At 68.2% G+C, this 14,190-nt stretch carries 14 protein-coding genes and 1 tRNA gene; 13 read left to right on the forward strand and 2 right to left on the reverse strand.

The genetic code is table 11. The features are described 5' to 3' along the window. Nucleotides 1-11 precede the first annotated feature (11 nt). The 3 genes from HUT18_RS09805 to glmS all read left to right on the forward strand — a co-directional run bounded on the left by HUT18_RS09805 (nucleotide 12) and on the right by glmS (nucleotide 3,282). Nucleotides 12-881, forward strand: a complete 870-nt coding sequence (locus HUT18_RS09805) for a DUF4429 domain-containing protein (protein WP_176099625.1) — start codon at nucleotides 12-14, stop codon at nucleotides 879-881. Between the two features lie 268 nt (nucleotides 882-1,149). Beyond that, complete coding sequence (locus HUT18_RS09810) at nucleotides 1,150-1,407, forward strand: hypothetical protein (protein WP_176099626.1); 258 nt, start codon at nucleotides 1,150-1,152, stop codon at nucleotides 1,405-1,407. A 57-nt stretch (nucleotides 1,408-1,464) separates the two neighbouring features. Then, nucleotides 1,465-3,282 carry a glutamine--fructose-6-phosphate transaminase (isomerizing) gene (glmS, locus tag HUT18_RS09815; RefSeq protein ID WP_176099628.1) on the forward strand — a complete coding sequence of 606 codons (1,818 nt, stop codon included), beginning with the start codon at nucleotides 1,465-1,467 and terminating at the stop codon, nucleotides 3,280-3,282. A gap of 196 nt (nucleotides 3,283-3,478) precedes the next feature. Here glmS and HUT18_RS09820 read toward each other — a convergent pair whose 3' ends face one another. Continuing rightward, nucleotides 3,479-4,003, reverse strand: a complete 525-nt coding sequence (locus HUT18_RS09820; protein ID WP_176099630.1) for a universal stress protein — start codon at nucleotides 4,001-4,003, stop codon at nucleotides 3,479-3,481. Between the two features lie 874 nt (nucleotides 4,004-4,877). On the opposite strand from HUT18_RS09820, the gene HUT18_RS09825 reads away from it, so the two are divergent. The 3 genes from HUT18_RS09825 (at nucleotide 4,878) to HUT18_RS09835 (ending at nucleotide 7,026) form a co-directional block, all read left to right on the forward strand. After that, nucleotides 4,878-6,092, forward strand: a complete 1,215-nt coding sequence (locus HUT18_RS09825) for a helix-turn-helix domain-containing protein (protein WP_176099632.1) — start codon at nucleotides 4,878-4,880, stop codon at nucleotides 6,090-6,092. Between the two features lie 9 nt (nucleotides 6,093-6,101). Next, the gene (gene orn / locus HUT18_RS09830) at nucleotides 6,102-6,731 is read left to right on the forward strand and encodes an oligoribonuclease (RefSeq protein ID WP_176099633.1); all 630 of its coding nucleotides are present in this window, start codon (nucleotides 6,102-6,104) and stop codon (nucleotides 6,729-6,731) included. A gap of 222 nt (nucleotides 6,732-6,953) precedes the next feature. Further along, nucleotides 6,954-7,026 (forward strand) — tRNA-His (locus HUT18_RS09835). A gap of 91 nt (nucleotides 7,027-7,117) precedes the next feature. Here HUT18_RS09835 and HUT18_RS33625 read toward each other — a convergent pair. Continuing rightward, nucleotides 7,118-7,276 carry a hypothetical protein gene (locus HUT18_RS33625; protein ID WP_254878507.1) on the reverse strand — a complete coding sequence of 53 codons (159 nt, stop codon included), beginning with the start codon at nucleotides 7,274-7,276 and terminating at the stop codon, nucleotides 7,118-7,120. A gap of 83 nt (nucleotides 7,277-7,359) precedes the next feature. Between HUT18_RS33625 and HUT18_RS09840 the strand changes: the two genes are divergently transcribed. From HUT18_RS09840 to HUT18_RS09870, 7 genes are all read left to right on the forward strand, one after another. Continuing rightward, complete coding sequence (locus HUT18_RS09840; protein ID WP_254878508.1) at nucleotides 7,360-8,391, forward strand: site-specific integrase; 1,032 nt, start codon at nucleotides 7,360-7,362, stop codon at nucleotides 8,389-8,391. Nucleotides 8,392-8,583: 192 nt separating this feature from the next. Then, entirely contained in the window at nucleotides 8,584-8,787 is a 204-nt protein-coding gene (locus HUT18_RS09845) for a hypothetical protein (RefSeq protein WP_176099635.1), read from the forward strand. Between the two features lie 553 nt (nucleotides 8,788-9,340). Then, nucleotides 9,341-10,075: a hypothetical protein gene (locus HUT18_RS09850; protein ID WP_176099637.1), complete on the forward strand. Its 735-nt coding sequence runs from the start codon at nucleotides 9,341-9,343 to the stop codon at nucleotides 10,073-10,075. Nucleotides 10,076-10,084: 9 nt separating this feature from the next. After that, a complete protein-coding gene (locus HUT18_RS09855) occupies nucleotides 10,085-10,504 on the forward strand; it encodes a hypothetical protein (protein WP_176099639.1) in 420 nt (139 codons plus the stop codon). Nucleotides 10,505-10,690: 186 nt separating this feature from the next. Then, nucleotides 10,691-11,956, forward strand: a complete 1,266-nt coding sequence (locus HUT18_RS09860) for an IS30 family transposase (protein WP_254878509.1) — start codon at nucleotides 10,691-10,693, stop codon at nucleotides 11,954-11,956. A 260-nt stretch (nucleotides 11,957-12,216) separates the two neighbouring features. Continuing rightward, nucleotides 12,217-12,834 (forward strand): PASTA domain-containing protein, encoded by a 618-nt coding sequence (locus HUT18_RS09865; protein WP_176099640.1) that lies wholly within the window; start codon nucleotides 12,217-12,219, stop codon nucleotides 12,832-12,834. A 322-nt stretch (nucleotides 12,835-13,156) separates the two neighbouring features. Next, nucleotides 13,157-14,173 carry a hypothetical protein gene (locus HUT18_RS09870; RefSeq protein WP_176099642.1) on the forward strand — a complete coding sequence of 339 codons (1,017 nt, stop codon included), beginning with the start codon at nucleotides 13,157-13,159 and terminating at the stop codon, nucleotides 14,171-14,173. Nucleotides 14,174-14,190: the final 17 nt, after the last annotated feature.

Consider the following 14,190-nt stretch of genomic DNA (forward strand, 5'->3'; position numbering starts at 1 on the left):
AGAATCGCCGTATGGCAGAGATCATCCAGCGCGACGGCACCTGGACCTTCGACGGCGAAACCCTGCGCATCGTGCCCGGCCGGGACAAGAGCGTCTCGCTGCTGCGCAGCACGCTCGGTGAACTCGCCGTCCCGCTCGACGCGTTGGCGGGCATCTCGTTCGAGCCGGGCAAGAAGTCCGGACGGCTCAGACTCCGGCTGCGCGAGGGCGCCGACCCGCTGCTCCAGGTGGCGGGCGGCAAACTGCCCGAGGCCTCGGACCCGTACCGGCTGACCGTCGAGGCGGACCGCGCCGGGGTGGCCGAGTATCTGGTGGACGAGGTGCGCCGGGCCCTGCTCCTGGACGAGGTGCCGGAGGGCGGCACCGACAGGTATCTGCTGCCGGGGCCCGCGGTGCCGATATCCGTCTCGGCCGGGGACGGCACCGCGCACTTCGACGGCGAGCGGGTGCGCCTGGAGTGGAACTGGAAGACGGAGGAGTCCAAGGCCGCCTCGGGCACCCACACGCTGGCGCTGGCCGATCTCACCGGGGTCCAGTGGGTTCCGGCCGGCGGCCTGGAGAACGGCCACCTGCGGTTCCAGCCGCGCACGGGCGGGACCAAGGCACCCGCCAAGTACGACCCGCACTCGGTGGAACTCTGGGGCTTCAAGAAGGACCCGCTGATGGCGCTCGTCGCCGCCGCGGTACAGGCCCGGCTCCCCCATCCGGCGGCGCCCGCACCGGCCGGGGCCACGCCCGCCCCCGCGCCCGCGGCGGTGCCCGCCGAGGACCACGACACGCTGCTGCGGCGGCTGCGCGAACTCGGTGAACTGCACCGCGAGGGAGTGCTCACCGACGAGGAGTTCGCGGCGGCCAAGCGGGCGGTACTCGCGCGGATGTAGCGGATGCAGGGGATGTAGCGGATGCAGGGGGTGGCCGAGCAGCGGGCGCGGCAGCGTGCGGGCGCAGAGGCGCGAGGCCTCCCGGAACGAACAACCCGAAATGCACCAAAACCACCCCACGTCGAGCGCGCACACCCCCGCCCGCACACCCTCGCCCGCACGCCCCCTTCGGCCGGAACGTCGAATTCCACCCCGCCTCGGCCGAATTCTGTGCCCGGATTCGGGCAGGATATTTGCGAAACCCCTCCGTCTCCCCCAGGATCGATCCGTGCACGAGGACCTTGTCGATCATCTGACCCGCAGCACGCCGCTGAACCGCGGTGAGTCGCTGCGGGTGATCCAGGATGTGCTCGCGTACTTCGACGAGACGGCCGAGGACTTCGTCCGTCGCCGCCACCGCGAACTGCAGGGCCAGGGCCTTGTCAACGCGGAGATCTTCGAACGGATCGAGGCGGATCTCGGATACCGCGCGGTCGCGCCGCCCCAGTTCACGCTGAGGCAGCTGCGCCGCATCGTCTACGGCTGACCGGGCCGCCACCCGCGAACAGCCCTACGTACTACCGGCAAGGGGAGCCCGAAAACCATGTGCGGAATTGTGGGATACATCGGCCGACGCGATGTCGCGCCGCTGCTGCTCGAAGGTCTGCAGCGACTGGAGTACCGCGGCTACGACTCCGCCGGAGTCGTGATCACCGGACCGAAGTCGGCCGGGCTCAAGATGATCAAGGCCAAGGGCCGGGTACGGGACCTGGAGGCCCGTATCCCCAAGCGCTTCGCCGGCACCACCGGTATCGCCCACACCCGCTGGGCCACCCACGGCGCCCCGTCCGACGAGAACGCGCACCCGCACCTGGACCGCGAGGGCAAGGTCGCCGTCGTCCACAACGGCATCATCGACAACGCCGCCGAGCTGCGCGCCAAGCTCATCGCCGAGGGCTTCGAGTTCGCCTCCGAGACCGACACCGAGGTGCTCACCCACCTGATCGCGCGCTCGGACGCCGAGAAGCTGGAGGACCGCGTCCGCGAGGCGCTGCGCCTGATCGAGGGCACCTACGGCATCGCCGTCCTGCACGCCGACTTCCCGGACCGGATCGTGGTCGCCCGCAACGGCTCCCCGGTCGTCCTCGGCATCGGCGAGAAGGAGATGTTCGTCGCCTCCGACGTCGCCGCGCTCGTCACCCACACCCGCCAGGTCGTCACCCTCGACGACGGCGAGATGGCCACCCTCAAGGCGGACGACTTCCGCACCTACACCACCGAGGGCACCCGCACCACGGCGGCGCCGACCATGGTGGAGTGGGAGGCCGAGTCGTACGACATGGGCGGCCACGACACCTATATGCACAAGGAGATCTTCGAGCAGGCCGACGCGGTGGACCGCGTCCTGCGCGGCCGCATCGACGACCGCTTCTCCACGGTGCGCCTGGGCGGGCTCAACCTGGACGCGCGGGAGGCGCGCGCGGTGCGCCGGGTGAAGATCCTCGGCTGCGGCACCTCGTACCACGCGGGCCTGATCGGCGCGCAGATGATCGAGGAGCTGGCCCGCATCCCCGCGGACGCCGAACCGGCCTCGGAGTTCCGCTACCGCAACCCGGTCGTCGACCCGGACACCCTCTACATCGCGGTCTCCCAGTCCGGTGAGACCTACGACGTGCTCGCCGCCGTCCAGGAGCTCAAGCGCAAGGGCGCGCGGGTCCTCGGTGTGGTCAACGTGGTCGGCTCGGCGATCGCGCGCGAGGCCGACGGCGGGGTGTACGTGCACGCGGGCCCCGAGGTCTGCGTGGTGTCCACGAAGTGCTTCACCAACACCACGGTCGCCTTCGCGCTGCTCGCCCTGCACCTGGGCCGCACCCGCGACCTCTCGGTGTCCGACGGCCGCCGGATCATCGAGGGCCTGCGCAGGCTGCCCGGGCAGATCGCCGAGATCCTGGAGCAGGAGGCCGAGATCAAGGAGCTGGCGGCCGAGTACGCCGAGGCCCGCTCGATGATGTTCATCGGCCGGGTCCGCGGCTACCCCGTCGCGCGCGAGGCCTCGCTCAAGCTGAAGGAGGTCTCGTACATCCACGCCGAGGCCTACCCCGCCTCCGAGCTGAAGCACGGACCGCTCGCGCTGATCGAGCCCGCGCTGCCGACGGTCGCGATCGTGCCCGACGACGACCTCCTGGAGAAGAACCGTGCCGCCCTGGAGGAGATCAAGGCCCGTAGCGGCCGGATCCTCGCCGTCGCGCACCAGAAGCAGGAGAAGGCCGACCGTACGGTGGTCGTGCCGAAGAACGAGGACGAGCTGGACCCGATCCTGATGGGCATCCCGCTCCAGCTCCTCGCGTACCACACGGCCCTCGCCCTCGGCCGGGACATCGACAAGCCGCGCAACCTGGCGAAGTCGGTGACCGTCGAGTAGTCGGCGCGGCCACTGGTCCCCGGCCTTCGGCGCACGGCAAGTCCGTGCGCCGGGGCGGGAGTTGAGAGCCGGGGCCGGGAGCCGCCGAGGGCCGGGAGTCCCTTCGGGGCCCCGGCCCCTTCGGCATCCGTCGGAGGCGGTTACGGGCGGGCCGACGTCAGGCGATGACGTCAGGCGATGACGTCAGGCGATGACGTCAGGGGATGGTGACGACGGGCCGCTGTGCCTTGCGGGTCAGACGCCCGGCCACCGAGCCGAACAGGCGGCCCACCAGGCCGTGGGTGGAGCCGACCACGATGGCGTCGGCCTCGTACTCCCGGCCCACTTCCTCGAGTTCGTGGCAGATGTCGCCGCCGCGCTCGACCAGGATCCAGGGGACCTCGGACAGGTAGTCCGCGCAGGCGAGTTCGAGGCCGAGCACCTCGGTGCGGTGGTCGGGGACGTCCACGAAGACCGGGGGCTCGCAGCCCGCCCAGACCGTCGTGGGCAGTCTGTTGGCGACATGGACGATGATCAGCCCGGAGCCCGAGCGCTGCGCCATTCCGATCGCATAGGCGAGGGCGCGCTCACTGGAGGTCGAGCCGTCGAATCCGACGACGACTCCGTGCCGGAAGGCGGGGTCGCAGGCATGGCGTGGATCCGCCCTCGGCAGGGGCTCACCGGAGTGGTCGGCGAGCTGCCGCTTGCGGTCCGCGGGTTCAGGGAGTTCGTGACCGGCCATCGAAGTCTCGGCTAAGAAGTTCCTCGTTCTGAGGGGCGAGGGTCGGGATGCGAAGGGTTCCGGGATGCACTGTGGTTACCAGGAGTAAGACTCCGCACGCACAGCGTACGGGACGGGGGCGGAAAGAACGCCGGACCTCAGTGTCCGGGAATCGTCTTCCCCGGCCCATACCCCCAAGGGTACGGCTGCACTCCTCTCCTGCCCAGGTCGATCAGGCCCCGTATACGGCGTTTTCGGGAGCATGCACGAGCCCGCGCCGGATCGCAACGGTCGCTGGCGTGTACAGCCGGTTTCGCCCGCCGTTCACCCGTGGTGCATGCAACCACCGGGGCAGGACCGGGCAGACGGCACAGAGACGATCAACCGCCCGAGCAGCGGCGGAAGTACGGGCGGGCGCTTTCCGGACGTCCGGCACCCTAGTGCGACGGCGCGACGGGGGCGCACGGAAGCGTTGGCCCCTACCGAAAGAATCGCGCCGGGCGGTACGGTGCACCGCATGTGCGCCCCAGCAGTTTTCGGCCAACTTCCTTGAGAAGAAAGAGGCTTGTACGAGTCGGTCGAAGTTCCCCGTCCGACCGGCCGGGTTGTCCTTCGCAAGCGCTTTACGATGCGCTCAGGGACCACGAAGACGCGCCATTTAAGCCGGACATACAACGCCCGTGGACGCGCAATCGGGGCGCATCCCGAACGATCGCTTCACGCCAGGCAGCCATGTCGACATTGCTCCGGGTGCTGAACTGGTCACGCTTGCACCACGGGACGCAGTAGATTCGATCATGACTGTAATACGGCGGGGGACTCGTGCAGGACCGAGGGGAAACGTGCAGGAGCGAAGCAACCGAGGAGCCGCGACCACCGAGGGGGGCTTAGCGTCATGAGCCACGACTCCACCGCTGCGCCCGATTCGACGGGCAGGAAACTGTCCGGAAGGCGCCGCCGCGAAATAGTCGCCGTACTGCTGTTCAGCGGCGGTCCCATCTTCGAGAGTTCCATACCGCTCTCGGTGTTCGGGATCGACCGACAAGACGCGGGCGTACCGCGCTACCGCTTGCTGGTGTGCGCGGGCGAGGACGGAGCACTGCGGACGACGGGCGGTCTGGAACTGACCGCCCCGTACGGACTCGACGCGATCTCGCGCGCCGGGACCGTCGTCGTACCCGCCTGGCGCTCCATCACCGCGCCACCACCCGAGGAAGCGCTGGAAGCGCTGCGCCGGGCCCATGAGGAAGGAGCGCGCATCGTCGGTCTGTGCACCGGCGCCTTCGTGCTCGCCGCCGCCGGACTGCTCGACGGCAGGCCGGCCACCACCCACTGGATGTACGCGCCGACGCTGGCCAAGCGCTATCCGTCCGTGCACGTCGATCCGCGCGAACTCTTCGTGGACGACGGCGACGTACTCACCTCCGCGGGCACGGCCGCGGGCATCGATCTGTGCCTGCACATCGTGCGCACGGACCACGGCAACGAGGCGGCGGGCGCGCTCGCCCGCAGGCTCGTGGTGCCGCCGCGCCGCAGCGGCGGCCAGGAGCGCTATCTCGACCGGTCGCTGCCGGAGGAGATCGGCGCGGACCCGCTGGCCGAGGTGGTCGCGTGGGCCCTGGAGCATCTGCACGAGCAGTTCGACGTGGAGACGCTCGCCGCCCGTGCGTACATGAGCCGCAGGACCTTCGACCGCCGCTTCCGCTCCCTGACCGGAAGCGCGCCGCTGCAGTGGCTGATCACCCAGCGGGTGCTCCAGGCACAGCGGCTCCTGGAGACCTCCGACTACTCGGTCGACGAGGTGGCGGGCCGCTGCGGCTTCCGCTCCCCCGTCGCCCTGCGCGGCCACTTCCGCCGCCAGCTCGGCTCCTCCCCCGCCGCCTACCGGGCCGCCTACCGCGCCCGCAGGCCGCAGGGCGAGCGGCAGCCCGAGCCGGTCGCACCGGTGGCGCTGCCGGAGTCTCCGGTGCCGTTGCAGTCCAGGCGTACGGCGGCGGCCAGCTCGCTGGGTCCGAGCGCCTCGATGCCGACGGACGCGCGGCCCCCGGAGTCGTACGTCCCGCACGCTCTGGGCCGCCCGAGTCTGCCGGGCCAGCGGAGTGCGCCGTAGGGTGAGCGTATGAACGATCGCATGGTGTGGATCGACTGCGAGATGACCGGTCTCTCGCTGGCGAACGACGCGCTCATCGAGGTGGCCGCACTGGTCACCGATTCGGAGCTGAACGTACTCGGCGAAGGTGTGGACATCGTGATCCGCCCGCCGGACGCGGCACTCGAGACCATGCCCGAGGTGGTGCGCGCCATGCACACCGCCTCGGGCCTGCTCGACGAACTGGCGGGCGGTACCACGCTCGCCGACGCACAGGAGCAGGTCCTCGCCTACATCCGCGAGCACGTGAAGGAGCCCGGCAAGGCCCCGCTGTGCGGAAACTCCGTGGGCACCGACCGCGGCTTCCTGCTGCGGGACATGCCCGAGCTGGAGGGCTGGCTGCACTACCGCATCGTCGACGTCTCCTCCGTCAAGGAGCTGTCGCGGCGCTGGTACCCGCGGGCCTACTTCAACAGCCCGGAGAAGAACGGGAACCACCGGGCGCTGGCCGACATCCGCGAGTCGATCGCGGAGCTGCGCTACTACCGCGAGGCGATCTTCGTCCCGCAGCCCGGCCCGGACTCGGAAACCGCGCGCACGATCGCGGCCAAGCACGTCCTTCCCGCGGAGCCGCAGAAGCCCGCGGACGCGGCGAAGTAGATCCGGCGGCGGGCCGCCCTGGGGCGTACGTCCAGGGGTGGCCTGCGGCCGGGGCTCGCGCCGCGGGTGCGCGCTCCGCGCGGCGGTGGCAAGGCAGTAGAGGCAGGGCGTGGAGAGCGCGGCAGGCACCCGGAGAAAAGGCGGGCGCGAGCACCCTCCCGGACCCTGTACACTTTTTCTCGGCCGGTAGGGGACTCCCCAGGGAGATCCAAGCCAGTCGTGGTGGGTGTAGCTCAGCTGGTAGAGCACCTGGTTGTGGTCCAGGAAGTCGCGGGTTCAAGTCCCGTCACTCACCCTGAATGATCAAGGCCCGGTCTGCGAAAGCAGACCGGGCCTTCGTCGTTCCTCAAACCGTGGGAACACGCACCCTCTGAACACCCGTACATTCAGGGCATGGCGAGCATCGTGGAACGCCCCACGAAGAGCGGGGCATCACCTATCAGGTGAAGTGGCGAGAAGGCGGCGGGCGCACAGACCCGGGCCAAACCGAGAAGTTCGGCGACCGAGACAGCGCCGAAGCCTTCAAGAAACTCGTAGACGCTCACGATCAGCACTGGCCACCCGGGTGGGTCCGAGGACAGGGCTTCATGGAGCAGCCCGCCGTCCCCGGGGACATGCCTCTCACCGCGTGGGCCCACCGCACGTTGAGAACCTCACCGGCATCGATGAGCGCACCCGCGACGACTACCGCCGTGACGTCGACCTTCACCTCTCCCTGCTGGAGCACCAGGCGTTGACGCAGCAGACTGCTGTGCCCGCGACGATCTGCAACCTCACACAGGAGGACGTGAACGCTTGGGTGCGCGTCGAGGAGAAGGGCGAGCACAACCCCGATAAGGAGGGCGCGTGGCTGCGCCGTAAGGCCGACCCGAAGTCGATTCGGAACCGGCACGGCCTCTTGTACTGCATCGTGCAGGCCGCGGTGGAGTCCACGCCTCAACTCCGTACGCAGAACTGCTGCACGAAGACCCGGCTCCCGCGCGAGGACGATCACACTGACGAGGAGATGACGTTCCTCGAACGGGACGAGTACACCCGCATCGCCGCCGAGATCACCGATCCGGCTGCCCGGGACCTCGCCGACTGGCTCGCGGGCACGGGCATGCGCTGGGGCGAGGCCACCGCGCTGAAAGTCTCGGACGTGAACCTGACCGCAGAGGTGCCCACGGTGAGCGTTCAGCGGGCGTGGAAGCGCTCACCAAAGGGGCAGACGCCGAGCTTCTTCCTCGGCCCACCGAAGACCCGCAAGGCGCGCCGGACGCTCGCCCTGTCCCCGCTCCAAGTCGACATGCTGCGGCGGCTGGTGACGGGTCGACGGCCGGACGGCTTCGTGTTCCGTGCGGCCATAGGCGGCGAGTGGCGGCACGTCAACTTCTACAACCGGAAGTGGATACCCGCCGCGCAGGCCGCAGTTGCCAAGGGGTTGCCGAAGCGCCCGAGGATTCACGACTTGCGGCATACGCACGTGGCGTGGCTGATCGCCGCGAGGATCCCGCTGCCTGCGATCCAGGCCCGGTTGGGCCATGAGTCGATCCAGACGACCGTGGACCGGTACGGGCACCTGGTGCGCGGCCTCGATGCGGAGATTACTGCCGCGGTCGAGGCCGCGATGGCGGTGCCGGTGCAGCGTGTTGGGCTGCGGCCGGTGTCCTCGGCTTAGCCGTGCTGGGGCGGCTGGGGGCGCCGCCCCAGTTCTGCACCCACAGTTCGCCGACGACGATGGCGTTGAGGTGTGCCCTCATCTCGGTGCGGGCTTGCTCGGACAGGTGGCCGTGGATGACCAGCCATGTGAAGCGGCCTTCGCTCTCTACGGGCATCACGGCAGGGAGTCCACGAACTCGAACTCAACTCTGTGACCGGCTGGACCGAAGACCCGTCGATGGACGCCCCGGACGGGCATCGCTCGGAGCGCCCGGCGCCGGACGACTGCCCGAACTGCCCCTGCCACACCGCCCGTGTCTGCGCGCAGCGCGCGTGGGCCGAGGCGCACCGGCCGACCTACCCGGACGGCACCCCGTACACGAAACCGTGCCCGTGCGAGACCGACACGGCCTGACCACAGACCCCGGGGCGGCCCGCGCCTGCCAGCTACCGGCCGCCCCGGATCTCTATCCCGCACACACGAGACAGGAGCCCCATCGCGGCACTCCGCAAGAGCATCCGAATCGCCGAACTGCGCGACCGCCTCACCCCCGAACAGGAAGAGCGAAACCGAGTCGACTACGACCCCGAGCGCGGCGGCTGGTACCGGCCCGCCAAAGAAGACCAGGAAGTGACAACGCGCGCCAACGTAGACCAACGAGCGCCACCGTGCGCTCGTGAAAGGCATCGAAGCCTGCTCCCACTGCCGCCCGACAGCGCCCTCCGCCTGCTCGACTGAACCGGCGGTCACGGCGGCCAGAGGGGACTGCCCAGTCGGGGCCGCTCTACCGTCTCGTCTCAAAATCTGAACAGATAGCGCAAATTAGGGTGCCTGCACCTCAAATACACCTCAAGGACATTGCGGTCCCCAACGTCACCCTGTCAAGGTCTAGAGGTGTAGACCAAAGGTGCCCCTCGACTGACCTAGGGGGGCACAACTACCTGGCTTCTTCGCTTGGGGGAACATCTTGAACTACTCGCACAGATCTCGTCGCCTTCGACGTGTTTCCGTCACCATTGCGGCGGTTACCGCAATGTCTCTCTTCTCGGTCAGTGTCGCTGAAGCTCAATCAAGTATGGGCGCCGAAGGCTCTCCAGGCGTCAGTGCCGACGCAGTGGAATTTGAAGTTCCTGCGGAAGACGCGGCGGCATTGGAAGTAACCGCAGAAGAAGAGAAGGCTGCCGAGAAAGTAGCTAGTGCAATATCTAGCCTGCCGGTGAGTGAATCCAACCTTCTCACGTTTATGGAACTGGCGGCCGAACATCCGATACCGGCCGATCAGATCGAAAGACGCCTCGCGAAGGTACCCGAAAGCGCTACGGCGGAACAAGTAGCGAAAGCTCTCTATCCGGACAATGAGTCCGCGCAGAATTCCCTAAAGCCCATATTGGAATCGACGAGCGCGTCCCCTAAGAGTGGCGCAGCAAGCATTGCTGGCTTCGACTGGGGCGACACCTGGAAGTGGATCAAGTTCGGCGCCAAGTGCGGCGGGGCCATCGGCACGCTGGTGCTATCCCTGGTTCCCGCAGGGGCTACGGTCAAGGTGACTCGCGCAATCGCACTGATCAAGAAGTATGGAACCAAGAAGGCTGTCAATATCCTTTGGCGCTTCGCCAAGGGTAAGGGTCTTGATTCCAAGCAGCGGGCATTTGCGAAGGTTCTGATCGGCATCACCTCTATTTCCATCGCTTGCACACCGTAAAGGAGTCACGTGAAGATGCCACCAATAGGCGAACTCCTTGCCGTCATTGCCATAGTTGTGAACGTGGGGCTGATGTTCGCGGCATGGGCCGGGGCGAACAGGCGCGCTGTTGCTCACTCGCGCAAGCAAGCCCCGCCACTGCACGCAGAGGATCACCCCAGCCGGGCCAGCTTCTGGATGTTTGGGATCGCTGCGACCGCCACAGCAATTTCAGCCGCCGCGCAAGCGCAGTCCTGGGATTTGACCTTCCCCAACATCGCGCAACTGGCGTTCTTCGGAGCGACCGTTGCTGGTATGGCAGGGCATTCGCTGCTCCTCCTCCTGACTGGCGGCCGCCCAGAGCGCGACGCTCCGGGCTGGGTCAAGGGTGCAGCTTGGACGGTTGCAGCCCTCGGCGGTGCCGCCGCCACCGGCTGGGTAACCGCCTGATACGAACCGCGTCTTACCCGATGCCATCCTGAACGAAGGCGGAATCTCTTGTAGTTGCATTCAGCAAGGCGGTGCGCCATCCTGGTGCCGCTTCCGGCGTGCCCGGAAACAGAACCTCGCAGCAGCCCCCGGCCGTACAGCTTCAGTTCAAGAGGTCGTTGCAACACCCGTCCGTAGGGAGTTGCAGTGGACTTCGATGTCAGGGAGGACCGTCGGCCGCAGGGGCCCAGGAAGCTCCTGAAAGAGCGTGAGCTCTACCTTTCCCTTGTGGATCAAGGAATGGGCAACGCGCAGGCCTGCCGGATCGTGGGGGTCCACGATCGGACTGGCAGGGAGTGGCGGTACGGACGGCCGAAGGGCCGGGTGAAGAGACCGCGGCCGAAGGCGAAAGATGCGCCCTCGGTCGCGGTCCGTGCCGTCAGGACCGCGAAGACGCGGCTGATCGAGGTCCGCGGGGACTCCCGGTATCTCGGTGAGGACGAGCGGATACACATCGCCGACCGGCTGCGGGAGAAGGCCACTGTCCGTGCCATCGCGGCCGAGCTGGGCCGCAGCCCCTCGACCATCAGCCGGGAGATCCGCCGCAATCGGCACCCCGTGAACGGCCAGTACCGGCCACACGCCGCGCACGCCCGGGCACGGGCCAGGCGGCCCCGCCCCAAGGGCGGGAAGATCGCTGCGTGTCTGCTGCTGCGTGACACCATCCAGTCGTGGCTGGGGCTGAAGTGGAGTCCCGAGCAGATCAGCCGGAGCCTGCGCCTGCACTTCCCCGACCAGCCGGAGATGCACGTGTCGCACGAGACGATCTACCAGGCGCTCTACGTCCAGGGCCGGGGCGAGCTGCGCCGTGAGCTCACGAAGGCACTGCGCACCGGCCGAACCCTGCGCAAGCCTCAACGCCGTCCCGACCAGCGGATTCCGCGCTTTCCGGCGCCGATGGTGATGATCAGCGACAGGCCGGCTGAGGTCGAGGACCGGGCCGTTCCCGGCCACTGGGAGGGAGACTTGATCATCGGCAAGGACAACGGCTCCGCGATCGGCACGCTGGTCGAGCGGACCACCCGCTACGTGATGCTGGTCCACTTGCCCGGCAACCGCGACACCCTCACCGTCCGCGACGCGCTGATCGACACGGTCAGCACGCTCCCGGCCCACCTGCGGCGGTCGCTGACCTGGGACCAGGGCTCGGAGATGGGCCTGCACCACCAGTTCTCCATGGCCACGGGCATGCCGGTCTACTTCTGCGAGCCCTCCAGCCCCTGGCAGCGCGGATCGAACGAGAACACGAACGGGCTGCTGCGGCAGTACTTCCCGAAGGGCACCGACCTGTCCCGGCACAGCCGTGAGCGCCTGGACGCCGTCGCCACCGAACTCAACGGCCGTCCACGCAAAACGCTCGGCTGGGAAACCCCAGCCGAGCGCCTCGCTAAGCTCCACACAACAGCCGCATGACCAGCGGTGTTGCCACGACACCTTGAATTCGCCACAGGTCGGGGGCTGTTCGCATTCCACCCACAGACTTCCGCGCGGGGTCAACCCATGGACCGCTCACAGGGGTTGCTGCTGGCGCTCGCCCCGCGCGGAACACATCACCCAGCCAGCCCAGCATCCGCGGCACTCAAGGGCGGCGTGTCACAGCGTGGACACACCATCAACACGTAGTACACACAGGGCGCATGATGAGCCCTCACCACACACCCCTGGGCGGTTCTATGCGCATTCATACCATCGGTGGCGCCGTCGCTGTCAGCCTCGTCAGCATCCTGGGCTTGGCCGCCTGCGGAGACTCCGGCACCGACGAGAGCCCACCGACGAGCAACCCAACTGACACCAGCACGGGCAAGGACGACGCCAAGAAGGCCGACCTGCCCAACATGGTTGGCAAGGGCCTCCAGAACGCGCAGGACGCAGCGCAGAAAGCGGGCTTCTACAACCTCACCTCGCATGACGCCCTCGGGCGCGCACGCACGCAGGCATTCGACCGCAACTGGAAGGTCTGCTCCCAGACCCCCACACCTGGCAGCCATTCCACAGACACAAAAGTCGACTTTGGCGCCGTGAAGGTCGGCGAGGACTGTCCCGCAAGCGACCAGGGCGAGCCAACGAAAGCGGGCGACACCATGCCCGACCTGAAGAACAAGGGCGTCAAGGCCGCGCGGCAGGCACTCGACAGCGGCACCACCATCACCGTCAAGGACGCCTCCGGCCAGGACCGGATCATTGCCTTGGAATCCAATTGGAAGGTGTGCTCCCAGGAGCCCGCCGCCGGAACGAAGCTCGACGGCCAGCCGGTCACACTCAACGCGGTCAAGACCGACGAATCCTGCTGACCCCTTCAACTCCGGGCCCGGCCGAGCATCCCCCACCTCGGCCGGGCCGTTGCGCGCCCGGAGGTGACCTGTGCCCGCAAAGAAGCCTCGTCCGGTCACCGACGAGACCCGCGCCGACATCCAGCGCCTGCATGCTGAAGGGCTCGTGCTGCGGCCGGAGTCGATGGTCATGAGAACGGACAGCACCGTCGCGCCCGGCACGTGTTCTCGATCAGTTGGCCGCCATCCGATCGCTGTGACGGCGGAGGCCCCTGAGCTGCACGGGGGACCGAGAGCGGTGTGGTGCAACGGCGCGGCACCGTGGGCCGCCTTATGTGAACCCATGAGCCTCTTCTCGCCCTTCCCCCGCCGACTCGCCACCGCACTCAGCGTGCTGACCGTCGCACTGACATCCCTGCTCACGGCCGCCACCGCACAGCAGCCCGTCGACCCGATCCTGGCTCAGCGACCGTTCCCGCCGACGGATGTCTCGCTGTTCACACCAGCGGTGTATCCGGCCTCCGGCCCGATGACTCCCGCCACAGGACCCGCTCCCAGCGAGCGCCAGCTCGCGCAGCGGCTCGCATCCACACTGGGGCAGCGCTGCCCGCCGCGCGCCGCCGAGGGCGTCCGGCTCTTCCTCGTCGACCCCGGACTGCGGCGCACCGTCCCCGACCCGGTGCTGCGGGCATCTGCCGCCTCTCTGCTGTGCACCTTCGGAGAGCCGGGTATTGCGGCGCTACGCAGCGGCACCGTCTTCACCCGCGCCCAGTTCGCCAACCTGCCGTCAGCATCCATTGCTCAGGTCGGACCGCCCGGGCCCGGTGAGACGCTGCCGAACATCCTCTTCAACCAGCGCTACCGCTTCGAGGACTTCCGGCAGCTTGGATCGACCATGTTCCACGAGACGCTGCACCAGGACCCGAGCCCAGGGAACAAGGAAGAGCTGACCGCTGCTGCTCTGGACTCGCTCGTCCAGGCCCAGGTCTACCTGACCGATCCCGCGCTCGCGACCTCCGGAACCGAGCTGACCCGCCGTCTCAACACCAAGCTCATGGCACGCATCAACAGCGGCCCCGGTCCCCGGTTGGGACTGTTCACCGCCAACGGCCCGAACGTCTACCCCGGCGGCACACCACTCCCCTCCTTCGCCGCCGCGTTCCCATCCGGTGGTCCAGACACACCAGGCAACCCCACCCTTCGCAACACCCTTCGTCTCATCGCCAACCCCGGCACGACTCCGCCGCCGAACACAAACTTCGACGACACCACCCTCGCCTTCATCGACACCAACCAGGGCCTCCAGCCCCTTCAGGTACTGCGAACGGCCCGGACGCTGCGACTCGACATCCCTGACTGAGTAGAGCCGGGCCCGGA

This window comes from Streptomyces sp. NA04227, assembly GCF_013364195.1.
In the GTDB taxonomy this organism is placed as follows: domain Bacteria; phylum Actinomycetota; class Actinomycetes; order Streptomycetales; family Streptomycetaceae; genus Streptomyces.

Coding starts and splice junctions, on each gene's coding strand:
- HUT18_RS09805 (WP_176099625.1), top strand. CDS start 12: ATGGCAGAGATCATCCAGCGCGACGGCACCTGGACCTTCGACGGCGAA.
- glmS (WP_176099628.1), top strand. CDS start 1,465: ATGTGCGGAATTGTGGGATACATCGGCCGACGCGATGTCGCGCCGCTG.
- HUT18_RS09820 (WP_176099630.1), bottom strand. CDS start 4,003: ATGGCCGGTCACGAACTCCCTGAACCCGCGGACCGCAAGCGGCAGCTC.
- HUT18_RS09825 (WP_176099632.1), top strand. CDS start 4,878: ATGAGCCACGACTCCACCGCTGCGCCCGATTCGACGGGCAGGAAACTG.
- orn (WP_176099633.1), top strand. CDS start 6,102: ATGAACGATCGCATGGTGTGGATCGACTGCGAGATGACCGGTCTCTCG.
- HUT18_RS09865 (WP_176099640.1), top strand. CDS start 12,217: ATGCGCATTCATACCATCGGTGGCGCCGTCGCTGTCAGCCTCGTCAGC.
- HUT18_RS09870 (WP_176099642.1), top strand. CDS start 13,157: ATGAGCCTCTTCTCGCCCTTCCCCCGCCGACTCGCCACCGCACTCAGC.